We start from the raw sequence: 21,359 nt of genomic DNA, 5'->3' as shown, positions 1-21,359 counted from the left end.
TTCGCTTCGTCAGCGCCCCGCGCCTGCCATGATGGGAGCCCCTTGCGCTTCGCCGGGCAGCGTCAGGAATTTCCGCTCGGCGAGTTTGCGGGCCTCGGTCGCCGGAACGGGTTTCGAGAAGAGATAGCCCTGGAGATGGCTGGCACCTGCGACGCGCAGCGCCTGCGCCTGGGATTCCGTCTCGACGCCCTCGGCGATCACGCCCAGGCCCAACGCCCGACCGAGATGGATGATGGAATGGACGATCGCCGCGGACTCGCGCTCGCGCCCCATGCCGTCGATGAAGCTGCGGTCGATCTTCAAGCAGTCCAGCGCGAATTTGCGGATATTGTAAAGGCTGGAATAGCCCGTACCGAAGTCGTCGAGCGCGATACGGAAGCCCAGCTTACGCAGTTCGCAAAGGGTCTGCGCGGCATGTTCGGCATCGTCGAAAATGGCGGTTTCGGTAATCTCGATCTGGACACGCTGGGGCTCGACGCCTGCCCTTCGCACGCTCTCCATCACATGCCCGACGAAATGCGAACGGCGGAACTGGATCGGGCTGAAATTCACCGAAACATATTGGCCCGGCCAATGCTGGAGCTCGGCCAGAGCGTGGTCGAGGATCCAGTCACCCAGATCATGGATCAGGGTGCTTTCCTCGGCCAGCGGGATGAAGATCGCCGGGCTGATCGCACCGCGTTCGGGCGTGCTCCAGCGGACGAGCGCCTCGAACCCGACAATGTCCAGGCTGCCCCGGGCGACAATCGGCTGATAGGCCAGGCTCAGCTCGTCGCGGGCGATGGCTTGGCTCAAGCCTGCCTCGATCTCGCGGCGAACGCGAATGCCTTCGTCCATGCTGGCATCGAAAACCCGAACGGTGCCGCGCCCCGAACGCTTGGCTTCGTTCAGCGCCATGTCGGCCTGTCGGACGAGATCGGTCGGATCGCGCTCCCCGCCCGGCTGGCACATCACCAAGCCGCAGGATGCGCCGCACCGCACCGCATGGCCCAGCACGTTGAAGGTCGAGGCACAGGCGGTGACGATCCGGTCACAGGCAGCGACGGCCAGGTCAATGTCCTCAGCCTCGAAGAAGATGCCAAACTCGTCGCCGCCAAGCCGGGCCAGCATCGCGCCCTCGGGCATATTGGCCTGGATGGTCGCGCACACCATACGGATCAATTCATCCCCGGCAAGATGACCGAGCGTGTCGTTGACGAGCTTGAACCGGTCGAGATCGAGCATCGCGGTAACGAACGGACCGTCCTGACGCCCTCGCTCGGTCAGGCCGCGCAGAAAGGCGACGCGGTTGGGGGCATCGGTCAGGGCGTCGTGCATGGCGATATGCATCGCCCGGCTTTCGTTCGCTTCCAGCTCGGCGGTCTTTTCCTCCAGCGTCGCGACTTGCGTCGCCAGCAACGCCCGAGCGGCGGCCAGTTCGCGATCATTGTCCCAGCGGCGGCACAGAGCATGCGCCATCTGCTGGACTTCGATCACCTCGAACGGCTTGGCGATGTAGAAGATCTTGTCGGCCGGCCCCGCCACCTTGCCGATCTCGGCGGGGGAGAAATCGGAATAGCCGGTGACGATGACGATATGGATATCGGGATCGAGCGCCCGGATGCGCCGCGCGGTTTCGCGACCGTCGATACCCGGCGGCATCCGTATGTCGATGAACGCCACCGCGAAAGGCGATCCTTCCGCCTGGGCTCGCTCGATCGCGGCGACCGCCTCCAGACCCTGATGGCAATGATGCCGGTCGAGCACCAGGTCGCCGTCCCCCCCGTCGGCCCCCTCACCGAACAGCTCGGTCGCCATGGCGTCCAGCGTGACGTTCCGTCCCGAGAAGCACAGTTCGTAGCTCTCGTGAACCGCCGGTTCGTCGTCGACGATCAGAATACGCATCCGGCTACCATCCGTCTTCATTACTCAACACGAAGATAGATGGTAACCAGAGAGGCTTAAAGTGACGTAAATGGTCAGTTATTCGACCGTAACGCTCTTGGCCAGATTGCGCGGCTGGTCGACATCGGTGCCCTTGGCGACGGCGACATGATAGGCGAGCAGCTGTACCGGCACCGCATAGACGATCGGGGCGATCAGCGGGTGGACCTTGGGCATGGTGATGGTGGCGATACATCCGTCGCCCGCCGCTTCGATCCCGTCATAGTCAGAGATCAGGATCACCTTGCCGCCGCGTGCCTGAACCTCCTGCATGTTCGAGACGGTCTTTTCGAACAGCGGGCCGGAGGGCGCGATGACGATGACGGGGACATGCTCGTCGATCAGCGCGATCGGGCCGTGCTTCATCTCGCCCGCCGCATAACCTTCGGCGTGTATGTAGCTGATTTCCTTCAGCTTCAACGCGCCTTCCAGCGCCAGCGGATAGTCGGTGCCGCGCCCCAGATAGAGCACGTCGCGCGCGCCCGCGACGGCACCCGCCATGCCCTCGATCGCTTCGTCATAGGCCAGCGCGCCGTTGATCGCGGCGGGTGCTTCGGCCAGGTGACGGACGATCTGCTTCTCCTCGTCAGCCGACAGGCGCCCCTTGGCCTTGGCCAGATTGGCGGCCAGCGCGGCCAGCACGCTCAGCTGGCAGGTGAAGGCCTTGGTCGAGGCGACGCCGATCTCCGGGCCGGCATGGGTCGGCAGCAGCAGGTCGGCCTCTCGCGCCATCGAGCTGGTCGGCACGTTGACCACCGCCGCGATCGTCTGCCCCTCATTCTTGGCATGGCGAAGGGCGGCCAGCGTGTCGGCGGTCTCGCCCGACTGGCTGATGACGATCATCAGCCCGCCCGGCTCCATGACGGGCGCGCGGTATCGGAACTCGGACGCGACATCGAGGTCGACGGGCACGCGCGCAAACTGCTCGAACCAGTATTTGGCGACCATGCCCGCATAGAAGCTGGTGCCGCAGGCGACAATGGTGACCCGCTTGATGCCCGACAGGTCGAAGTCCGGAATGGGCAGCGCGACCTTGCCCTCCAGCCGCTGGAGATACGAGCGCAGCGTCTGAGCGACGACGATCGGCTGCTCGTAGATTTCCTTCTGCATGAAGTGGCGGTGATTGCCCTTGTCGATCAGCGCGCCGGTGACGCCCGACAGGGTAACGGGCCGGTCGACGGGGGTGTTGTCACGGTCATAGACCTGCGCACCTTCACGGGTGCAGACGACCCAGTCGCCTTCATCCAGATAGGCGATACGCTGGGTCAGCGGCGCCAGCGCCAGCGCGTCGGACCCCAGATAGATCTCGTCGTCGCCGTAACCGACCACCAGCGGCGAGCCGAGCCGCGCGCCGATCAGCATGTCGGGCTGGTCGCGGAACAGGATGGCAAGTGCGAAGGCCCCGTGCAGGCGCGGCAGCACCTCACGGACGGCGGCAACGGGGTCGAGGCCCTGCTCGACCTTCTCGCTGACCAGATGCGCCACGACTTCGGTGTCGGTTTCGCTGGTGAACATCCGGCCGCGCCCGATCAGTTCGTCGCGCAAGGCCTTGAAGTTCTCGATGATGCCGTTGTGCACGACCGCGACGTGATCGGTCGCGTGCGGGTGCGCGTTGTTGGTCGTCGGGCCACCATGCGTCGCCCAGCGGGTATGCGCGATACCGATGGAGCCGGGCAGCGGATGCGCCGCGAGTTCCTTGGCCAGATTGACCAGCTTGCCCGAGGCCCGGCGACGTTCGATCTCGCCATGGTCGATCGTTGCGATGCCCGCCGAGTCATAGCCCCGATATTCCAGGCGACGCAGCCCGTCGAGCAGCCGCTCGGCCACGTCATTACCGCCCAGAATCCCTACGATGCCGCACATAAGCTACTTACTCCCCAGCCTTTTTCGCGGCCTTTTTAGCCGTCATCATGTCTCTGAAACGCTTGGCCCAACCGGCCTTGGTCCGCCGCTCTGCGCGGACGAGTGCCAGGGCATCGGCCTCCACATCGCTCGTCACGACCGAACCCGCGCCCACGATCGCACCCGCACCGATCATGACGGGCGCGACCAGCGCCGAGTTCGAGCCGATAAAAGCCCCCTCGCCGATCACAGTCTTATACTTCAGGAAGCCGTCATAATTGCAGGTGATGGTGCCCGCGCCGATATTGGCGCCCGCGCCCACTTCGGCATCGCCCAGATAGGTCAGATGATTGGCCTTGGCGCCGGGGCCAAGGACGGCCTTCTTCATCTCGACGAAATTGCCGACCCGTGCGCCCTCGCGCACGTCCGCACCGGGGCGGAGCCGGGCATAGGGGCCGATATCCGCACCGGTGGCGACGGTCGCGCCCTCCAGATGGCTGAAGGCGTGGATGGTCACGCCGTCGGCGACATGGACGCCGGGGCCGAACACGACATGCGGCTCGATCACGACGTCGCGGCCGAGACGGGTATCGTGCGAGAACCAGACCGTATCGGGCGCGATGAGCGTCGCGCCGTCGGCCATTGCACGGGCACGACGACGAACCTGCCAGTCCCCCTCGACCACCGCCAGTTCGGCACGACTGTTGACGCCCGCGACCTCGCCCGCGCCCGTCTCGATAACGGCCGAGTGGCGACCGTCTGCGGCGGCCAGCATGACGATATCGGGCAGATAATATTCCCCCGCCGCATTGTCGTTGCCGACCCAGTCGAGCAGCCCGAACAAATCGCTTGAGCGGACGGCCATTAAGCCGGAATTGCAGAGGGTTACGGCACGCTCTTCAGGATTGGCATCCTTGAACTCGACCATCCGATCGATACGCCCGCTCCGATCGGCAATGACCCGGCCATAAGCGGCAGGATCGCCGGGACGGAAGCCCAGCACGACCGCCGCCGGCGCATCGGCTTCGCCCAGCCGGTCGATCATCGCACGCATCGTCCGTGCCTCCACCAGCGGAACGTCGCCGTAGAGGATCAGCACATCGCCGTCGAAGCCGGCCAGTGCCTCGCGCGCCTGGGCGACGGCGTGGCCGGTGCCCAGCTGTTCGGCCTGAAGCGCAGTGGCAACGCCCAGCGGAGCGACGGCCGCCTCGACCTGCTCGCGCCCGGCGCCCGTCACCACGACCATGCGTTCGGGCGACAAGGCCTTCACGCTGTCGATCAGGTGGAGCAGCATCGGCCGCCCGGCAATGGGGTGGAGGACCTTGTGCAGGTCCGACTTCATGCGGGTGCCCTTGCCCGCGGCGAGGATGATGGCGGCGATCGGTCTCGTCATGACGGTTGCGCCTGCCATGGATTTCCGGTCAACGCCAGTCCGAGACTGCACCGAGGCCGAACATGGACGTCAATTCATCGCATGGTTTTCCCTTCGCCATTGTCGGCTTCGACCTGGACGGCACGCTGCTGGATACCAGTGGCGACCTGACCGCCGCCGTCAACCACGCGCTGGGCTCGATCGGGCGGGCGCCCCTGAGCGTCGAGGCGGTCAAGCCGATGATCGGCGGCGGCGCCCGCGCGATGTTGCGGCATGGGCTGGACGCGACCGGCGGTCATGATGCCGAGACGCTGGATCGGCTGCACCACCTGCTGCTCGAATATTACGAAGCCCATCTGGCGGTGCATACCGCCCCCTTTCCCGGCGCGATCGAGGCGCTGGATGAACTGGCGGCGCGCGGCGTAACACTGGGCATCATGACCAACAAGCTGGAGCGCTTCGCTCGGGCGATCCTGGGGGCGCTGGACCTGACCGATCGCTTCGCCTCGATCATCGGCGGCGATACGCTGGGCGTCGCAAAGCCCTCCCCCAGACCGATCCAGGCGCTGGTCGAGCAGTGCGGCGGGGGGAAAGCCGCGTTCGTCGGCGATTCGATCTTCGACGTCCAGGCGGCCCGTGCAGCAGGACTGCCAGTCATCGCCTGTTCCTTCGGGTTCCTCAGCCAGCCGGTCGAGGCCTTGGGGGGCGATGCGATCATCAATGGCTATGCGGAGCTTATCCCGACCCTGACGCGGCTTTCCCCTTCCGCCACTTGATCCACAAATGCCGGATGAGCATCGGCAGCGGCATTCGGATGAGGTGCGAGCGGATATAAAACATCATCCGTAACGCCTTGTGCCGCTCGCGCGCCCATCCGTCGCGCGCCATCATGCGGCATCGGTAAAGGCGATCGATCATGGTCAGCCTTTGCCACCGGGCAGGAACGGTCGTGCCGTAAAGCGCATGCGTCAACCGCAGCGCACGATCGACGGCGGACGAAAGGCCGTGGTGCGCCGCCCGTGCCTCCAGCCCCACCATGCCCTTTTCCTCGATGAGCGCATGGATATCCCACAAATTGCGGAGGCCACCGGCCAGTTCGCCATCGGCCAACAGATGCGCCGCCGCATGGACGATCATATCCGTATGGCACAGCACCGCCAATCCGCCGTCCAGCACTTCGGCATCGTCGATCAGCGCCTGCGCATCCGGTGTCGGCCTCGCCGTCAGCGGCAGGATGGTGTGGTGGACATCGACCATCCGCCCCCGCTCGCCATTGACCAGCGGGGGAAGCTCATGCATCCATTGGCGATAATAGAGGTCATCATAGGGATCGGATTTCATCCATTCCCATCCGGCATCGACCAGCAGCTTTTCTGCATGGCCGAGCAGCGGTCGCGGAAGCAGGATGTCGCAGTCGCCAATGCCACGCCCCTGCCCCGCCGCCAGCCCGGCCGCGACGAAGGCGGTGCCTTTCAACAGGATGACCGGGTGCCCCAGGGGCCGAAGCGCCAGCGCCACGCGGTTCGCCTCCCACAGCGCCGTCCGCCTGGCCTCGGCGGCGTCGATCCGCGCCTCCGCCAGCGCCCCGACGACCTCACCGGGTAATGCAAGCCCCTCCAACCGATACGCCAAGGTTCCGGACAGCGTCTCGGCCCGCGCAACGGCCAGCACCTTGGTCCAGTGCGCCGGATCGATCGCCCAAGCCCGCTCGGGATCACGCAGCAGCGCGACCAACGTCCGGACCGCGCTCACAGCGCCTCCCAAAGGGCTTCGACGGCGGCGACACCCGTTTCGCCATCGGGATAATCGAGCGCCACCGCCGGAATCTGCGCGCGGAGACGGGTCAGCGTCTGGAACCCGGCCTCCCCCATCGCGACATAGTTGGTCGATGCCTGGGTCAGCCGCATGAAGGTCTCGGTCGGCGCAAGGCCACTCAGGGCGGAGGGAAAACCGAAGCGCGGAAAGATCAACAGCGCAGGCCGTGCAGGCTCGTCCATCGCAGCGATCGCAGCGGCGGGCGGCGCGACGTGGCGCACATCGCCCTTGGGCGTGCCCGTCAGCAACGGACCTGTGCGACAGCCTTCGGGAATGAGCGAAAGGCTCTCGTTCTTCAGGCTGACCGGACGGGGAAAGGGATGGGCTAGGCCGGTGTCCGGATCGATCATGGCGAACTCGTCGCCCAGGAAGCGCCAGCCCCTTTGCGACAGCATCAACGCCAAAGTCGACTTGCCTGCGCCGGACACGCCGCTCATCAGGATCGCCCGATCGTCGCGTGCGACCACGGCGGCGTGAAGCAGCAGGTGACGGCGATGCCCGAGCGCAACCTGCAGGTTCATGCCCATCTCGGCCGCCAGCACGCCTTGCGCCAACGGCAATGGCGACGCATCAGGCAACCAGTAATCCCCCGCCACCCGAACAGATGGCCGCACCCGGCGGCGCCAGGGCGATACGGCCTCCAATCGGACGCTGTAATCGGCGAATTCGGGTCGCGGATAGTCGCGATACAGCGCATCCAGCGCCGCAATCGGCGCATGCCAGTCCGATCCGATCCGGAAACCGACCGGCCCGACCCGCAAGGTAATTTGATGCCTCACACCCGGTCGACCAATCCGGCCGCCTCCAGTTCAGCCAGACGAGCCTGCAGCACCGCCGTACCGTCTGCCTCACCCAAGTCGAAATTCTGCGCCAGCCGAGCGAGCAGCGCATCCCTATCCAAGGGTTCGTCCGCCAGCGCCTCCAATATCTGTGGCGCCGGTTCGTTCAGCAAATGGGTCACGCCGGACGGGCGATGGAAAACGGCCGTGAACATATCCAGCGGCTCGACGATCAAGAGCGCCGCCGCCGCCGCGCGGTAGCGCGGACCGGCCATCGGATCAGGTCCTGGGATTCTGAATGGACAGGAAACAGGTATAGCCGCTCTGGCCGCCACTCAGCTTCTTGATATATTTGAGATAGGCATCATTGGAATAGTAAGTGGTGCCGGGCAGCGACATGCCGTTGTACAGCGCATTGCGCACCTCTTCGCCGGTGAAGGGCCGCGACGGTGGCGGATAGGGCCCGCCGAACAGCGCGCCCAACGGTCCCAGCGGGCCGGGGTTCACGACATTACCATTCCTGTCGATATATTTTCCGGCATCGCCCGGACCGGGCACGGGGATCTGACAGTTCAGCACCGATGCCGTCGTCTGGGCCAGCGCCGGGCGGACGGCAATCACCGTGCTCGCCCCGACCGCGCCCAGCATCAGCATCCGGCGGCTGGTCACGCTGGAGGCAGGCGCATCGGCCTGCGCTTCGGGCGCGAAGCCCGATGCGGGGCCGGGTTCGGAGGGCGTGTCGTCCATGACGAAGCGATCTCCCATATTCGTCGGCCCGCCACAAGAACCTGTGCAAGCCCAGCCGCTTCCCAAAACTGGAAGCCGGTCCGTGCCGGTCCGCCATTCAGCGGTGGAGACAGGGCGCGCGTGCGCCGCTACATCGGCACGTCATGGGATTCGGCATTCGCACCTTATGGGCCATCGTCGTCGTCGTCGTGGCTGCCGCCGTCGTGTTCCTGACGGCAGGACCGGCGCCTGCCATCATTGCGCTGGTCGGCGGGATTGCCGCCGCCCTGGTCGCCAGTGAGGGCGTGCCGAACGAAGCCGAGGAGGATCCCGCTGCCGAGGAGGGCCATACCGGCCTCTTTCCGCTGCTCGAAGAAGCGCTGGACGCGATCGTCGAGCCGGTGCTGCTGATCGAGGGTGGACGCGTTATCCTGGCCAATCGCTCGGCACGAGGGCTGCTCGGCAAGCATATCGTCGGCGAGGATGCCCGCATCGCCATCCGGCACCCCGCGGCCGCCGAACGCCTGCTGGCCAAGGAAGGCGTGACCGATCCCGACCATCCGATCTCTCTCGTCGGACTGGGGTCGCTCGAACAGCGCTGGGAAATGCGCGTCGCCGATACCACGAGCGGCCAGCGCATCGTCCACCTGATCGACCAAACCGCACACGACGCCGCCGAGCGGATGCGCGTCGACTTCGTGGCCAATGCCAGCCACGAATTGCGCACCCCCCTCGCCTCGATCCTGGGGTTCATCGAAACCCTGGGCGACGAAGCGGGCGAGGATGCCGAAATCCGCGCGCGCTTCCTGAAGGTTATGTTCGACGAGGCACGGCGGATGCAGCGGCTGGTCGAGGACCTGATCTCGCTCAGCCGGATCGAGGCCGACAAATATCGCCAGCCCGCCCAGCCCGTCGATATGGCCGAACTGGTCGACCATGTCTGGGAGGAGTTCCTCGACTCCGGCTCGCCACGCGCCGACGACATTGGCTGCGAACTGGCGGAAGACCTGCCGCCGATTGCAGGTGACCGTGCGCAATTGTCGCAGATGCTGCACAATCTGATCGGCAATGCGATGAAATACGGAAAGGCGGAAACGCCGGTGCGGGTCAGGCTGGATCGCGACGGGCCCATGCTGCGCCTGAGCGTCGCCGACCGGGGCGAAGGCATCGCCGCCAGCCATTTGCCGCGCCTGACCGAACGATTCTACCGGGTCGACTCGGGCCGGAGCCGCAGCATCGGCGGTACGGGACTGGGCCTCGCCATCGTGAAGCACATTGTCGAGCGGCATCGCGGAAAGCTGGAAATCGCCAGCGAGGTGGGCGTCGGGACGACCGTGACGGTTCGCCTGCCGGCGCTGAAGACACCGGAAAAGAACGCTTCCGAGAGTGCTGTCACAAAACCACAATAAAAATGTCACACGGGGGTATGGCGAGCGTGGCAGCGCCGGTTCGCACCCGTTCCGGTGTTTCCAAGGATCTCGATGCGTCTGCCCTGCCTTCTCGCCGCGATGTTCGCGCTGGCGGCCTGCCATGATCAGGCCAATGGCGGCGGCGCGGGCGTGCGGGAGCAGATCACGGCGGTCGGTTCGTCGACCGTCTATCCCTTCACCACGATCATTGCCGAGCGCTTCGTCGCGGCCGATCCCGATGCCAAGGCGCCGGTGATCGAGTCGACGGGTACGGGTGCGGGCATGAAACTGTTCTGCGCCGGGATCGGGGCGGGTCATCCCGATCTGGAAGACGCGTCCCGCCGCATGAAAGCCAGCGAATATCGCGACTGCGCGGCGCACGGTGCGGGCGAATTGCTGGAGATCCAGATCGGCATTGACGGCATTGCCTTTGCCGAATCCAAGCGCGGGCCGCACATGGCGCTAACCTCGGTCGATATCTACCGCGCGCTGTCGGCGCATCCCGGCGGCAAGCCCAATGCCGCGCGCACCTGGGCCGACGTCAATCCGATGCTCCCCGCCATTCCGATCCAGGTCTATGGCCCGCCCGCGACCAGCGGCACGCGCGACGCGCTGGCCGAGCTGATCCTGGCCAAAGGGTGCGATGCGGTCGAGCCGGGCGCACCGGCGCTGGCCGCCCGCGATCCCGAAGCGCACCGCCTGTTCTGCACGCGCGTGCGCGAGGACGGCGCCTATATCGATGCGGGCGAGAACGACAATCTGATCGTCCAGAAGCTCCAGGCCAATCCCGACGCGCTGGGTGTCTTCGGCTATTCCTATCTCGAGGAAAACCGCCAGACGGTCGACGGGGTGACGATCAACGGCGTGCAGCCGACCTATGACGCCATCGCCGCCGACCGTTATCCGGGATCGCGCCCCCTTTATGTCTATGCCAAGAAGGCGCATCTCGATGCCATTCCGGGGTTACGCGCCTTCCTGCGGCTTTATGCCGAAAACTGGGGCAAGGACGGTCCGCTGGTCCGCCGGGGTCTGATCGCCTCGCCGGAGGCGATCCAGGCTCGTTCGCGCACCATCATTGCCCGTGAAATCACGCTCGATCCGGCGAACCTGCCGTCATGAACGGCGTCGTCCTTCTGATCCTGACGGTCGGGCTGGGCATCATCGCCTGGGCCTCGACGCGGATGCATGCGCTCGGTTTCCGCCGTCGGTCGGGGACGCGCGCCAGCTCGCTGCCGCATCATTACGGCTGGTATGTCGCGCTGTGGACGGCCGTGCCGCCGCTGATCTTCCTTGCCGTCTGGGCCGCGACCTCCCCCGCGCTCGTCACCGACATGGTGCTTCAGGCCCCGGCGGCCGTACAGCTTCCCCCGCCCGGGTTCGAACGGGCGGCGATCCTGTCCGAGGCGCGAGCGCTGGCGGCGGGACAGGCACATGGAGCGTTCCATGCCCTGTCGCGAACGCTCGCCCCCGCCTATGACGCCGCGCAGACGCGGATCGACTGGATCGCCACCGCGATCGTCCTGCTGCTGGCGCTGGCGGGCGGCGCCTATGCCTATCTGCACGTCCGACCGGAGTTTTCTGCGCGCACCCGGATCGAGCGGGTGGTGCTCGGACTGCTGCTGGGGGCGTCGCTGATCGCGATCCTGACCACCGCCGGGATCGTCGCCTCGCTGCTCTACGAGGCCGGGCGCTTCTTCTCGGTCGTGCCGGTTACCGATTTCCTGTTCGGCATGCATTGGAGCCCCCAGTCGATCGATCCGCGCAATCCGGGCGCGTCGCTGGGCGCGGTGCCGCTGTTCTGGGGCACCTTCTTCATCGGGGCGGTCATCGCCATGGCGGTCGCCATCCCGTTCGGGCTGATGAGCGCCATCTATCTGACCCAATATGCAGCCCCCCGTGCGCGCCGGATCATGAAGCCGGTGCTGGAGGTGCTCGCGGGTATCCCGACCGTCGTCTATGGCTATTTCGCCGCGCTGACCGTGGCCCCCGCCGTCCGGCAGTTCGCGGTTGCGATCGGCATCGAGTGGGCTTCGTCGGAAAGCGCCTTGGCGGCCGGGCTGGTCATGGGGGTGATGATCATCCCCTTCGTCTCGTCCATGGCGGATGACAGCCTGGCCGCCGTGCCCAGTTCGATGCGGGACGGCAGCCTGGCGATGGGGGCCACCCCGTTCGAGACGATCACCCGCGTCATGCTGCCCGCCGCCCTGCCCGGCGTGGTCGGCGGCGTGCTGCTGGCCGTCAGTCGCGCGATCGGCGAGACGATGATCGTCGTCATGGCCGCCAGCGGCGTCGCCACGCTGACCGCCAACCCCTTTGCCAGCACGACCACCGTCACACGCCAGATCGTCGACCTGCTGACCGGCGAAGCCGAGTTCGACAGCCCCAAGACGCTGGCCGCCTTTGCGCTGGGCCTGACGCTGTTCCTCATCACGCTGCTGCTCAACATCGTCGCGCTGAATGTGGTGAAGCGGTATCGGGAAACCTATGAATAAGCCGCCCCCCCAGCCTCCGGCCACGGGTTGGGACAGCCCCGCCATGGCCCGTCGCCTGCGTCGGCGCTATGCCGCCGAACGTCGCTTCCGGCGGCTGGGCGCGGCGGCCGTCGCCTTGTCGGCGGCGTTCCTGGCCTTCCTGCTGATCACCATGCTGGCGCAGGGGCTTCGCGGCTTTACCGAGACGCGGGTGGCCATGCCGGTCAACCTCGCCGCCGCCGAACTGCCGATCGAGCCCGCCCGCCTGAAGGGGCGCGGGGCCGATCTGGCGCTGGCCGGGGCCGGGCTGGAGGATGCGGTGGAAAGCGCCGCGACGACCGCCTTCGGCCCGATGGGAACCGACCTGCTGTCGCCCGGCGCCTGGATCGTGGTGCGCGACGCGATCAAGGCCGACCCCGGCCTGCTCCGTCGCACCGTCCGCTTCGAACTGCCGATCGCCAGCCGCTACGACGTCGCCGCCAAGGGTGTCGGTACGCCCGAGGCCGAGGGCGTCGTTGCGCAGTTGCAGGCGCGCGGGGTCCTGTCGACCGGTTGGGACATGGGCTTCCTGCGCGATGCCGATGCCACCGACCCGACGCGGGTCGGAATCTGGGGCGCGGCGAAAGGATCGCTGCTGACGATGCTCGTCACGCTGGCGCTGGCCTTCCCTATCGGTGTGCTGGCCGCCCTCTATCTGGAGGAATATGCGCCGAAGAACCGCTGGACCGACATGATCGAGGTGTCGATCAACAATCTGGCGGCGGTCCCCTCGATCATCTTCGGGCTTTTGGGGCTGGCGGTCTTTCTGGGCAGCTTCGGCCTGCCACGCTCGGCCCCGCTGGTCGGCGGCCTGACGCTGGCGCTGATGACCATGCCGGTCATCGTCATCGCGGGGCGCAATGCGATCAAGGCGGTACCGCCCTCGATCCGTGATGCCGCACTGGCGGTCGGCGCTTCGCGGGTGCAGGTGATCTTTCACCATGTCCTGCCGCTGGCCCTGCCCGGCATATTGACGGGCACGATCATCGGCATGGCCCGTGCGCTGGGCGAGACGGCCCCCCTGCTGATGATCGGCATGCGCGCCTTCATCGCCGCGCCGCCGCGCGGGCTGACCGATCCGGCGACCGTGCTGCCGGTCCAGATCTTCCTCTGGTCGGATCAGGTCGACCGGGGCTTCATCGAAAAGACCTCGGCCGCGATCATCGTCCTGCTCGTCTTCCTGCTCGCGATGAACGGGCTGGCCATCTACCTCCGCAATCGGTTCGAGACACGCTGGTGAATACCCCCAAGATAACCGCGCGCAACGTCAGCGTGTCCTATGCCGACAAGCAGGCGATCCATGACATCTCGATCGATGTCGACATGGATCACGTCATCGCGTTCATCGGCCCGTCGGGCTGCGGCAAGTCGACCTTCCTGCGCACGCTGAACCGCATGAACGACACCATCCCCTCGGCGCGGGTGTCGGGTGACGTGCGGCTGGACGGGCAGGACATCTATGCGCCCGAGATGGACGTGGTGCAGCTGCGCGCGCGCGTCGGGATGGTGTTTCAGAAGCCCAACCCCTTCCCCAAGTCGATCTACGAGAACGTCGCCTATGGCCCGCGCATCCATGGCCTGGCGACCTCACGAAGCGAGATGGATGCGATCGTCGAGCGCTCGCTGACCCGTGCGGGCCTGTGGAACGAGGTCAAGGATCGCCTGTCGGAAAGCGGCACCGCGCTGTCGGGCGGCCAGCAGCAGCGACTGTGCATCGCCCGTGCCATCGCCGTCGACCCCGAGGTCATCCTGATGGACGAGCCGTGCAGCGCGCTGGACCCGATCGCGACGGCGCGCATTGAGGAACTGATCCACGACCTGCGCGGCCGCTATGCCATCGCGATCGTCACTCACAATATGCAGCAGGCCGCCCGCGTCTCGCAACGCACCGCCTTTTTCCACCTCGGCACCTTGGTCGAGTACGGCAAGACGTCCGACATCTTCACCAACCCGAAGGAAGAGCGGACGAAGGACTATATTACCGGCCGTTACGGCTGAGGACGAGGATCATGGACCACACCGTAAAAGCCTTCGACAACGATATCGGCCGCCTGCGCGGGCTGATCAGCCAGATGGGCGGATTGGCCGAGGAGGCGATCGCCAACGCCATCAAGGCGCTGCAACGCTCCGACCTGGAACTGGCGCGCAAGGTCCGCGAGGACGACAAGGCGATCGACCTGATCGAGGCGGAGGTCGAGCGGCTGGCGGTGCGGACCATCGCACTCCGGGCGCCGATGGCCAACGACCTGCGCGAGGTGGTCGCGGCGCTCAAGATCGCCAGCGTCGTCGAGCGCATCGGCGACTATGCCAAGAACATCGCCAAGCGGGTGCCGATGATCGAAAGCGAGGATCGGATCGAACCCGTCTCGATCCTGCCCGCCATGGCCAAGATCGCCTCCGCCATGGTGCATGACGTGCTCGACGCCTTTGCCGCGCGCGATGCCGAGGCGGCGATCCGGGTCCGCGACAGCGACAACGCGCTCGACGATTTCTACGATTCCATCTTCCGCACGCTCGTCACCCATATGGTCGAGAATCCCAAGACGATCGGACAGGTCGCGCACCTGCTGTTCATCGCCAAGAATCTCGAACGGATCGGTGACCATGCGACGAACGTCGCGGAGATGGTCTATTTCGCCGCCACCGGCACCCAGATGGGTGAGCGGGACCGCGGCGGCACATTGCCTTCTTGAGGGAACAGGCACGATGGCACGGGTAAAGATGTTGCTGGTCGAAGACGACGCCGCGCTGGCGGAACTGCTCGTCTTCCATTTCAAGCGCGAGGATTTCGACGTCACCCATACGGTCGACGGCGAGGAGGCGCTGCTGCTGGCGCGGGAGAGCACGCCCGACATCGTCCTGCTCGACTGGATGGTCGAGGGGATTTCGGGGATCGAGGTCTGCCGCCGCCTGCGTCGCTCGGCCGAGACGGCTAACGTGCCGATCATCATGCTGACCGCACGCGGCGAGGAAGAGGACCGGGTGCGCGGGCTGGAGACGGGCGCGGACGATTACGTCACCAAGCCCTTTTCCCCGCGAGAGCTCGTCGCGCGCGTCGGCGCGGTGCTGCGCCGCGTGCGTCCGGCGCTGGCGGGCGAGGCGCTGACCTATGCCGATATCGAGATGGATACGGTCGGCCACAAGGTCCGCCGCGCAGGCGAAGTCGTCTCGCTTGGGCCGACCGAATTCCGCCTGCTCAAGCATTTCCTCGAGCATCCCGGCTGGGTCTTCTCGCGCGAGCGGCTGCTCGACGCGGTATGGGGGCATGACTCGGATATCGAGAGCCGGACCGTCGACGTGCACATCCGTCGCCTGCGCAAGGCCATCAACATCGGCGACCGCCCCGACATCATCCGCACGGTGCGCTCGGCGGGCTATTCGCTCGACGCCGGTGGTTGATTAAAAGCCTGCCAGGATCGGGTCGCAAGCGAAACGAGGGAGCCAAGTGCGGCATGGGGCGTTCTGCCCGACGCGCTAACGCACTTGCGCTTCTGAACAGGAGATTCGCATGAAGCTCGTTTTTCTGGCCGCCACCGCTCTGATGGCGGCGCCCGCTTTCGCCCAGCAGACCCAGACCGACACCACCGCCCAGGCGGGGATGCAGGCCGGCGCCTCGACGCAGACCGATACGACCACAACGCAGACCCAGACCGACGCGTCGGCTCAGGGTTCGATGCAGGCCAATGCCGCCGCGACCGCCGGCACGATGACCGCCGGTGGCTATCAGCCCGCCCAGCCGCCCATGGCGTCGCAGCCCGCGCCCGGCGCGCCGGTCGTGTTCCAGCAGGCGCCCAGCCCGTCCCAGGCCTATCCGGCCCCGGCGCCGCTCAAGAGCTATCCGATCTGCAAAAAGGGTCAGTATGACCAGTGCCGTCAGCGTGGCGGCAAGTAATCGGCCCATCACAAGGCTGTAGGAATGGCGCCGGTTCCCGACACGGGGACCGGCGCTTTTTCATGAGGACGGGTTATTCCTCGACCAGCTTCATGAGGCGCCGCTCGACCGGGGCCAGAACCGGCCCCAGTTCATGCCCACGCTTCAGCACCGCCCCGCCCTCGCCGATCAGCGCCCACATGCCCTGTCGGTTGCGCAGCGCCGGGCGCTTCTCGATCCGGAATTCGGGGCGTTCGGCCGCGCGACGAAAGGCGGAGAAGATCGCCGCATCGCGGCCCATGTCCATCGCATAGTCGCGCCAGTGCCCGGCCGCTACCATCCGGCCATAGAGGTCGAGGATACGCGTCAGCTCTGCGCGGTCGAACCCCACCTGCCCCGCCGCTTTGGGAAAGGGTACGACCCCCATCAGGCCCGGTCGCGCTCTTCGCCCTGCTCGGCCAGCACCGCGTCCAGCCGCCGCCGCATCGTATCCAGCTCGCAACGGAGCATTTCGATCTTCTGGGTCTGGGGATCGAACATCTCGGAACAGGGCGTGCCGTAAGGAACGAAGCGCTTCTCGGGCGCAGCCCCGCCTTCGACGATCGTCGGGCGAGCCGGAATGCCGACCATCACCGCCCCCTCGGGCACGTCGCGCGTGACGACCGCGTTCGCGCCGACCCGCGCGCGCGGACCGACGATGATCGGACCCAGCACCTGCGCGCCGGATCCGACGATCGCACCGTCCATCAGGGTCGGATGCCGCTTGCCCGCCACGCCATTGTCCGGGCTGGTGCCGCCCAGGGTCACACACTGATAGATGGTGACGTCGTCGCCGATTTCCGCCGTCTCGCCGATCACGACGAAGCCATGGTCGATGAAGAAGTTGCGTCCGATCTTGGCGCCGGGGTGAATGTCGATCGCGGTCAGAAAGCGGGTGAAGTGATTAACCAGCCGCGCGAGGAAAAAGGCCCGCGACTTGTACAGCCGGTGCGCGACCCGGTGCCCGGCCAGCGCCCAGACGCCGGGGTACAGCAAAATCTCCGCACGCGAATGCGGAGCGGGATCGCGAGCCCGGATCGAATCGAGATAGGCGGCCAATCGGCTCGGCATGAGCATGTCCCCAGATGCGATATGCGCATTTAGGCATAGGCCCGGCCAAAATCCAGATCGACCCATTCTCGCTTGGCATCGGGCAAAATCTATCGCGGTTGCAGCGTTGGCCGGGACACGGCATGGCCGCCGGTCATAAAGCACAGGAGACATGATGGACCCGACCAGCACCGAACTGATCCACATCCTGCCGTTCGTGGCCGTGGGGTTTGCCGCGCAGGTGGTCGACGGTGCCCTGGGCATGGCCTTCGGGGTGATCTCCAACACGCTGCTCATCAGTCTGGGCGTTCCGCCTGCCGCCGCCTCGGCGGGCGTGCACAGTGTCGAGACCTTCACCACCGCCGTCTCGGGGATCAGCCATGCGGTGCATCGCAACGTCAACTGGCGACTGTTCTTGCGGCTGATGATCCCCGGCGTGATCGGCGGTGCGCTGGGCGCCTATGTGCTGTCCAACATCGATGCAGCCGTGGTGAAGCCCTTCATTCTGGCCTATCTGACCGGCATCGGCATCTATCTGCTGATCCGCGCCTGGCGACACAAGGCGGCAACGCGTGAGCCCAAGATCGTCGGGCCTCTTGGGTTCCTCGGCGGCTTTCTGGACGCGGCGGGTGGCGGCGGCTGGGGGCCGGTGGTGACGTCGAACCTGCTGGCCCAGGGGGCTGCGCCGCGAACCACCATCGGCACGGTCAACACGGCCGAATTCTTTCTGACGGCGACCATCTCGGCGACGTTCATCACGCAGCTCGGCTGGGGCGCCTTCACCATGGCGACGGTCGGGCTGCTGATCGGCGGCATCTGTGCCGCGCCGTTCGGGGCGATGCTGGCGAAGCGGGTTCCGGCACGAACCCTGTTGACGCTTGTCGGGGTGATCCTGACGCTCACCAGCCTCTGGGGGCTGTATCAGGCGGTTAAAGGATAAATCCTCCCCGGCACGGGGAGGTGGCAGGCCAAGGGCCTGACGGAGGGGGGCTTCCGCAGAGTCCGTCCTTGGCGGAGAGCCCCCTCCACCATGCTACGCATGGTCCCCCTCCCCGTGCCGGGGAGGATATTTTTACGCGATGGCCGAGTGGACGGTGGCTACGGCCTGCATCACCGCCGCGATGCGGACGGCGGTCTGGATGACCTCGGCCGACGCACCGGCCTTCTTCAGCACCGCCTCATGCGCGTCGATGCACATGCCGCAGCCGTTGATCGCCGATACCGCCAGGCTGAACAGCTCGAAATCGATCTTGTCGATGCCCGGCGCGCCGATCACGTTCATGCGCAGCTTGGCAGGCATGTTGCGATATTCCTGGTTCCCGGCCAGGTGGGTGAAGCGATAATAGACGTTGTTCATCGCCATCACCGCCGCCGCCGCGCGCGCCGCATTGGCGGCTTCGGGCGAGAGCTTGGGGGCGCATTCCGCCTCGGCGGCCTCGACCAGTGGCTTGTGGCCGGTGCCATGTGCGCAGGCGAGCAGCAGGCCGTACTTGCGTTGATCGTTCAGCACCGGCTCGTTGAGCAGCGAGCCGACGTTCAGGCGGATGTCCTTGGCGAAGTCGGGCAGCTGCCCGGCAAATTCCTTGAGCGACATGAAAGGGATTGCTCCGGATAAACGACGCCCCAGTCCGGGCCGCCGATCCGCGATGGACCAGCGACCCTCGCCGGGGCGTCGGAAATGTTGGGTCCGGGGACGTCACCGCCCCCGGACGACAGAATTACTCGGCGGCGAGCTGGAGGACGTCGTCGCCCTTGTTCCAGTTGCACGGGCACAGCTCGTCGGTCTGCAGCGCGTCGAGGACACGCAGCGTCTCGGCCGGGTTGCGGCCGACATTCAGGCCGTTGATCGTAACGTGCTGGATGACATTGTCGGGGTCGATGATGAAGGTCGCGCGGTAGGCGACATGCTCATTCTTGTCGACGATGCCCAGCGCATCGGCCAGGACGCGGCCATTGTCCGCGATCCAGGGGAAGTCGGCCGCGGCCAGATCCGGGTCCGACTTGCGCCATGCCAGGTGGACATGCGCGGTGTCGGTCGACGCGCCGATCAGCACGGCGTCGCGATCCTCGAAATCGCCCTTCAGCTCGGAATAGCCCACGATCTCGGTCGGGCAGACGAAGGTGAAGTCCTTCGGCCAGTAGAACAGAACCTTCCACTTGCCCTCATAGGAGGTGTCGCTGATCGTCTCGCCGGCGGGCAGCGCGTTGGTGCCCTGCTGGACGGGAACGGTGAATGCGGGGAGCTTGTCTCCAACGGTCAACATGGCAATAGCCTCCATTCTTCAACAAAATTCGGCTTCAGCCATCCTCTCGTACGATCGGCGGTTGGCCCGCCTGTATTCGTTGCCGCGACAGATATGGGGACTGGCGCCTTTGATCCAACAAGCTATTTGTCACATCGCAATCGACTGAGACGATCAATGGCCGCGACCTATCTACCGACCCTGAAACAGTTACAATATCTCGTGGCCCTGCAGGACCATGGCCATTTCGGCCGGGCGGCAGATGCGTGTTTCGTCACGCAATCCACCCTGTCGGCGGGCCTGCGCGAACTGGAAACGCTGATCGGCGTGACGCTGGTCGAGCGGACGCGACGTGTCGTGCGCTTCACGCCGCTGGGCGAGCGGATCGCCGACAAGGCGCGCCGCGTCCTGCGTGAGGCGGACGAACTGGGCGACATGGCCCGCGCTGCCGGACGGCCTTTGTCGGGCGAGATGCGCATGTCGGTGATCCCGACCATCGCACCCTTCATGCTGCCGCGCATCCTGCCTCGGCTGCGGCGCGACTTTCCCGACCTGAAGCTGTTCCTGCGCGAGGAGCCGAGCGGCCCGGCCTGCGAGCGTCTGCACAACGGTCGCACCGATTGCGTGTTGCTCGCCCTCCCCTATGCCTGTGGCGAGGTGACGGCCGAGCCCTTGTTCGACGACCGGCTGTTCGTCGCCTTCCCGACCGACGAGGATGTAACGCCGCCTGCCGCCTTCCCGGCCTCTGCGATCGACGAGGCGCGGCTGTTGCTGCTGGAAGACGGGCATTGCCTGAAGGACCATGCGCTGGCCGCCTGCAACCGTCCCGAACTGCGCGCGGAGGCGACGATGCTCGGCACGTCGCTCCACACCATCGTCCAGATGGTCGACAATGGCCTGGGCATGACGATGCTGCCGGAAATGGCGCTGCGCTCGGGCATTCTGGACAATACCCAGATCACCGCGCGTCCGCTCGACGCCGAGAATGCGGTGCGCAAGATCGCGCTGGTCTGGCGTCGCGCCAGCCCGCGCGAGAAGGACTTTCGTCTGTTGGCACAGGTGCTCGCTGAAGCAGCGTGAAGCGCAACTTGGGGCCGCGCCTTGCGCGTCCCCTTCGATATCATCCCATCTACAGGAGATTTCGCCCATGACCCATAATGCACGGCGGCTGGTGGCCGTTCTGCCGCTCATCGCCATGATCGGACTGGGCGGCTGCGGACGCGGGCGGGATCAGCGGGAAGCCCCTGCGGCTCCGTCCAGCGCGCCGGTCGTCGCGACCCCGGCGGCTCCGCAGCCGGACCAGCCGATGGTGCCGACCCGCACCATCCTCGACAATGCGACGGCCACGCCTTCGCTATCGTCGCTGGTTGCCGCGATCCGCGCCTCCGGGCTCGCGACGACGCTCGCAGGCCCTGGCCCCTATACTCTGTTCGCACCGTCGAACGAGGCTTTTGCCCGACTGGCGCCGGGTGTGCAGGAGCAGTTGTTGCAGCCGGCCAACCGGGACTCGCTGGTCAAGCTGATCCGCTTTCATATGGTGCCCGGCGTCGTCGGTATCGCCGACCTGCAACAGCAGATCGCGGCCGGTGGCGGGACCGCCAAGCTGATGACCGTCCAGGGCGAATGGCTGACCGTCAGCATGACCCAGTCGGTCATCACCCTGACCGACAGCGGCGGCAACAAGAGCTATATCGAGGCGGGTGACATGACCCAGGCAAACGGGGTCATCCACATCGTCAACGGCGTTTTGGTGCCAAAACTGGATTGAGTGCGTTACTCC

The 21,359-nt window shown here is 66.2% G+C and carries 23 protein-coding genes; 12 read left to right on the top strand and 11 right to left on the bottom strand.

Annotated features, from left to right (window positions below):
• Positions 1–9: 9 nt before the first annotated feature.
• The 3 genes from ACWKSV_RS04725 to glmU all read right to left on the bottom strand — a co-directional run bounded on the left by ACWKSV_RS04725 (position 10) and on the right by glmU (position 5,158).
• Positions 10–1,884 (bottom strand): EAL domain-containing protein, encoded by a 1,875-nt coding sequence (locus ACWKSV_RS04725; RefSeq protein WP_191864513.1) that lies wholly within the window; start codon positions 1,882–1,884, stop codon positions 10–12.
• Between the two features lie 78 nt (positions 1,885–1,962).
• Positions 1,963–3,786 (bottom strand): glutamine--fructose-6-phosphate transaminase (isomerizing), encoded by a 1,824-nt coding sequence (gene glmS / locus ACWKSV_RS04720; RefSeq protein ID WP_076716198.1) that lies wholly within the window; start codon positions 3,784–3,786, stop codon positions 1,963–1,965.
• 7 nt (positions 3,787–3,793) lie between these two features.
• On the bottom strand, positions 3,794–5,158 hold the full coding sequence (glmU, locus tag ACWKSV_RS04715; protein WP_076716197.1) for a bifunctional UDP-N-acetylglucosamine diphosphorylase/glucosamine-1-phosphate N-acetyltransferase GlmU: 1,365 nt from the start codon (positions 5,156–5,158) through the stop codon (positions 3,794–3,796).
• 62 nt (positions 5,159–5,220) lie between these two features.
• Between glmU and ACWKSV_RS04710 the strand changes: the two genes are divergently transcribed.
• The gene (locus tag ACWKSV_RS04710; RefSeq protein WP_076716195.1) at positions 5,221–5,913 is read left to right on the top strand and encodes an HAD-IA family hydrolase; all 693 of its coding nucleotides are present in this window, start codon (positions 5,221–5,223) and stop codon (positions 5,911–5,913) included.
• Here ACWKSV_RS04710 and ACWKSV_RS04705 read toward each other — a convergent pair.
• From ACWKSV_RS04705 to ACWKSV_RS04690, 4 genes are read right to left on the bottom strand one after another with little or no spacing between them, the layout of a single operon-like run.
• Entirely contained in the window at positions 5,873–6,889 is a 1,017-nt protein-coding gene (locus ACWKSV_RS04705; protein ID WP_083706653.1) for a nucleotidyltransferase domain-containing protein, read from the bottom strand. The two genes, ACWKSV_RS04710 and ACWKSV_RS04705, sit on opposite strands and share 41 nt — an antisense overlap.
• Positions 6,886–7,731, bottom strand: a complete 846-nt coding sequence (locus ACWKSV_RS04700) for an HprK-related kinase A (RefSeq protein ID WP_076716194.1) — start codon at positions 7,729–7,731, stop codon at positions 6,886–6,888. The genes ACWKSV_RS04705 and ACWKSV_RS04700 overlap by 4 nt, the downstream gene beginning before the upstream one ends.
• A complete protein-coding gene (locus ACWKSV_RS04695; protein ID WP_076716192.1) occupies positions 7,728–8,006 on the bottom strand; it encodes an HPr-rel-A system PqqD family peptide chaperone in 279 nt (92 codons plus the stop codon). The genes ACWKSV_RS04700 and ACWKSV_RS04695 overlap by 4 nt, the downstream gene beginning before the upstream one ends.
• Positions 8,007–8,010: 4 nt before the next feature.
• A complete protein-coding gene (locus tag ACWKSV_RS04690) occupies positions 8,011–8,478 on the bottom strand; it encodes a hypothetical protein (RefSeq protein WP_056435375.1) in 468 nt (155 codons plus the stop codon).
• Between the two features lie 143 nt (positions 8,479–8,621).
• On the opposite strand from ACWKSV_RS04690, the gene ACWKSV_RS04685 reads away from it, so the two are divergent.
• The 8 genes from ACWKSV_RS04685 (at position 8,622) to ACWKSV_RS04650 (ending at position 16,268) form a co-directional block, all read left to right on the top strand.
• The gene (locus tag ACWKSV_RS04685) at positions 8,622–9,866 is read left to right on the top strand and encodes a sensor histidine kinase (protein WP_076716191.1); all 1,245 of its coding nucleotides are present in this window, start codon (positions 8,622–8,624) and stop codon (positions 9,864–9,866) included.
• 72 nt (positions 9,867–9,938) lie between these two features.
• Entirely contained in the window at positions 9,939–10,985 is a 1,047-nt protein-coding gene (locus ACWKSV_RS04680; protein WP_076716189.1) for a substrate-binding domain-containing protein, read from the top strand.
• Positions 10,982–12,358, top strand: a complete 1,377-nt coding sequence (gene pstC, locus ACWKSV_RS04675) for a phosphate ABC transporter permease subunit PstC (protein ID WP_076716188.1) — start codon at positions 10,982–10,984, stop codon at positions 12,356–12,358. Before ACWKSV_RS04680 ends, pstC begins: the two co-directional genes overlap by 4 nt.
• Positions 12,359–12,401: 43 nt before the next feature.
• Positions 12,402–13,616, top strand: a complete 1,215-nt coding sequence (pstA, locus tag ACWKSV_RS04670; RefSeq protein WP_216637068.1) for a phosphate ABC transporter permease PstA — start codon at positions 12,402–12,404, stop codon at positions 13,614–13,616.
• Complete coding sequence (gene pstB / locus ACWKSV_RS04665) at positions 13,613–14,374, top strand: phosphate ABC transporter ATP-binding protein PstB (RefSeq protein ID WP_236697035.1); 762 nt, start codon at positions 13,613–13,615, stop codon at positions 14,372–14,374. Before pstA ends, pstB begins: the two co-directional genes overlap by 4 nt.
• An 8-nt stretch (positions 14,375–14,382) precedes the next feature.
• Positions 14,383–15,069 carry a phosphate signaling complex protein PhoU gene (phoU, locus tag ACWKSV_RS04660; RefSeq protein ID WP_056435378.1) on the top strand — a complete coding sequence of 229 codons (687 nt, stop codon included), beginning with the start codon at positions 14,383–14,385 and terminating at the stop codon, positions 15,067–15,069.
• Between the two features lie 13 nt (positions 15,070–15,082).
• Positions 15,083–15,775 carry a phosphate regulon transcriptional regulator PhoB gene (gene phoB / locus ACWKSV_RS04655; protein WP_042488715.1) on the top strand — a complete coding sequence of 231 codons (693 nt, stop codon included), beginning with the start codon at positions 15,083–15,085 and terminating at the stop codon, positions 15,773–15,775.
• A gap of 109 nt (positions 15,776–15,884) precedes the next feature.
• Complete coding sequence (locus tag ACWKSV_RS04650) at positions 15,885–16,268, top strand: hypothetical protein (protein ID WP_076716185.1); 384 nt, start codon at positions 15,885–15,887, stop codon at positions 16,266–16,268.
• A 73-nt stretch (positions 16,269–16,341) separates the two neighbouring features.
• On the opposite strand, the gene ACWKSV_RS04645 is transcribed toward ACWKSV_RS04650, so the two are convergent.
• The gene (locus ACWKSV_RS04645; RefSeq protein ID WP_056434966.1) at positions 16,342–16,674 is read right to left on the bottom strand and encodes a DUF2794 domain-containing protein; all 333 of its coding nucleotides are present in this window, start codon (positions 16,672–16,674) and stop codon (positions 16,342–16,344) included.
• Positions 16,674–17,357 carry a serine O-acetyltransferase EpsC gene (gene epsC / locus ACWKSV_RS04640; RefSeq protein ID WP_076718160.1) on the bottom strand — a complete coding sequence of 228 codons (684 nt, stop codon included), beginning with the start codon at positions 17,355–17,357 and terminating at the stop codon, positions 16,674–16,676. Before epsC ends, ACWKSV_RS04645 begins: the two co-directional genes overlap by 1 nt.
• A 154-nt stretch (positions 17,358–17,511) precedes the next feature.
• Here epsC and ACWKSV_RS04635 point away from each other — a divergent pair, with 154 nt between their 5' ends.
• Entirely contained in the window at positions 17,512–18,276 is a 765-nt protein-coding gene (locus ACWKSV_RS04635) for a sulfite exporter TauE/SafE family protein (RefSeq protein WP_156884372.1), read from the top strand.
• Between the two features lie 132 nt (positions 18,277–18,408).
• Here ACWKSV_RS04635 and ahpD read toward each other — a convergent pair whose 3' ends face one another.
• Both ahpD and ACWKSV_RS04625 read right to left on the bottom strand, forming a co-directional pair.
• Positions 18,409–18,930: an alkylhydroperoxidase, AhpD family gene (gene ahpD / locus ACWKSV_RS04630; protein ID WP_056434968.1), complete on the bottom strand. Its 522-nt coding sequence runs from the start codon at positions 18,928–18,930 to the stop codon at positions 18,409–18,411.
• 124 nt (positions 18,931–19,054) lie between these two features.
• Positions 19,055–19,600, bottom strand: a complete 546-nt coding sequence (locus tag ACWKSV_RS04625; protein ID WP_042488670.1) for a peroxiredoxin — start codon at positions 19,598–19,600, stop codon at positions 19,055–19,057.
• A 156-nt stretch (positions 19,601–19,756) separates the two neighbouring features.
• On the opposite strand from ACWKSV_RS04625, the gene ACWKSV_RS04620 reads away from it, so the two are divergent.
• Complete coding sequence (locus ACWKSV_RS04620) at positions 19,757–20,659, top strand: hydrogen peroxide-inducible genes activator (RefSeq protein ID WP_056434969.1); 903 nt, start codon at positions 19,757–19,759, stop codon at positions 20,657–20,659.
• A 67-nt stretch (positions 20,660–20,726) separates the two neighbouring features.
• A complete protein-coding gene (locus ACWKSV_RS04615; protein WP_076716182.1) occupies positions 20,727–21,347 on the top strand; it encodes a fasciclin domain-containing protein in 621 nt (206 codons plus the stop codon).
• The last annotated feature ends 12 nt before the right edge of the window (positions 21,348–21,359 follow it).

The organism is Sphingomonas sp. SphC10, assembly GCF_057004845.1.
The sequence above is the reverse complement of the archived record's forward strand: the minus strand, read 5'-3'. Positions and strand labels throughout refer to the sequence as shown.

What these genes read in the sequence shown, in the direction of transcription:
- ACWKSV_RS04625 (WP_042488670.1), bottom strand. Translation starts at nt 19,600, where the DNA reads ATGTTGACCGTTGGAGACAAGCTCCCCGCATTCACCGTTCCCGTCCAG.
- ACWKSV_RS04620 (WP_056434969.1), top strand. Translation starts at nt 19,757, where the DNA reads ATGGCCGCGACCTATCTACCGACCCTGAAACAGTTACAATATCTCGTG.
- phoB (WP_042488715.1), top strand. Translation starts at nt 15,083, where the DNA reads ATGGCACGGGTAAAGATGTTGCTGGTCGAAGACGACGCCGCGCTGGCG.
- ACWKSV_RS04615 (WP_076716182.1), top strand. Translation starts at nt 20,727, where the DNA reads ATGACCCATAATGCACGGCGGCTGGTGGCCGTTCTGCCGCTCATCGCC.
- glmU (WP_076716197.1), bottom strand. Translation starts at nt 5,158, where the DNA reads ATGACGAGACCGATCGCCGCCATCATCCTCGCCGCGGGCAAGGGCACC.
- pstC (WP_076716188.1), top strand. Translation starts at nt 10,982, where the DNA reads ATGAACGGCGTCGTCCTTCTGATCCTGACGGTCGGGCTGGGCATCATC.
- ACWKSV_RS04690 (WP_056435375.1), bottom strand. Translation starts at nt 8,478, where the DNA reads ATGGACGACACGCCCTCCGAACCCGGCCCCGCATCGGGCTTCGCGCCC.
- pstA (WP_216637068.1), top strand. Translation starts at nt 12,402, where the DNA reads ATGGCCCGTCGCCTGCGTCGGCGCTATGCCGCCGAACGTCGCTTCCGG.
- glmS (WP_076716198.1), bottom strand. Translation starts at nt 3,786, where the DNA reads ATGTGCGGCATCGTAGGGATTCTGGGCGGTAATGACGTGGCCGAGCGG.
- ACWKSV_RS04680 (WP_076716189.1), top strand. Translation starts at nt 9,939, where the DNA reads ATGCGTCTGCCCTGCCTTCTCGCCGCGATGTTCGCGCTGGCGGCCTGC.
- ACWKSV_RS04695 (WP_076716192.1), bottom strand. Translation starts at nt 8,006, where the DNA reads ATGGCCGGTCCGCGCTACCGCGCGGCGGCGGCGGCGCTCTTGATCGTC.
- ACWKSV_RS04710 (WP_076716195.1), top strand. Translation starts at nt 5,221, where the DNA reads ATGGACGTCAATTCATCGCATGGTTTTCCCTTCGCCATTGTCGGCTTC.
- ACWKSV_RS04650 (WP_076716185.1), top strand. Translation starts at nt 15,885, where the DNA reads ATGAAGCTCGTTTTTCTGGCCGCCACCGCTCTGATGGCGGCGCCCGCT.
- ahpD (WP_056434968.1), bottom strand. Translation starts at nt 18,930, where the DNA reads ATGTCGCTCAAGGAATTTGCCGGGCAGCTGCCCGACTTCGCCAAGGAC.
- epsC (WP_076718160.1), bottom strand. Translation starts at nt 17,357, where the DNA reads ATGCCGAGCCGATTGGCCGCCTATCTCGATTCGATCCGGGCTCGCGAT.
- ACWKSV_RS04725 (WP_191864513.1), bottom strand. Translation starts at nt 1,884, where the DNA reads ATGCGTATTCTGATCGTCGACGACGAACCGGCGGTTCACGAGAGCTAC.
- ACWKSV_RS04685 (WP_076716191.1), top strand. Translation starts at nt 8,622, where the DNA reads ATGGGATTCGGCATTCGCACCTTATGGGCCATCGTCGTCGTCGTCGTG.
- ACWKSV_RS04645 (WP_056434966.1), bottom strand. Translation starts at nt 16,674, where the DNA reads ATGGGGGTCGTACCCTTTCCCAAAGCGGCGGGGCAGGTGGGGTTCGAC.
- ACWKSV_RS04635 (WP_156884372.1), top strand. Translation starts at nt 17,512, where the DNA reads ATGGACCCGACCAGCACCGAACTGATCCACATCCTGCCGTTCGTGGCC.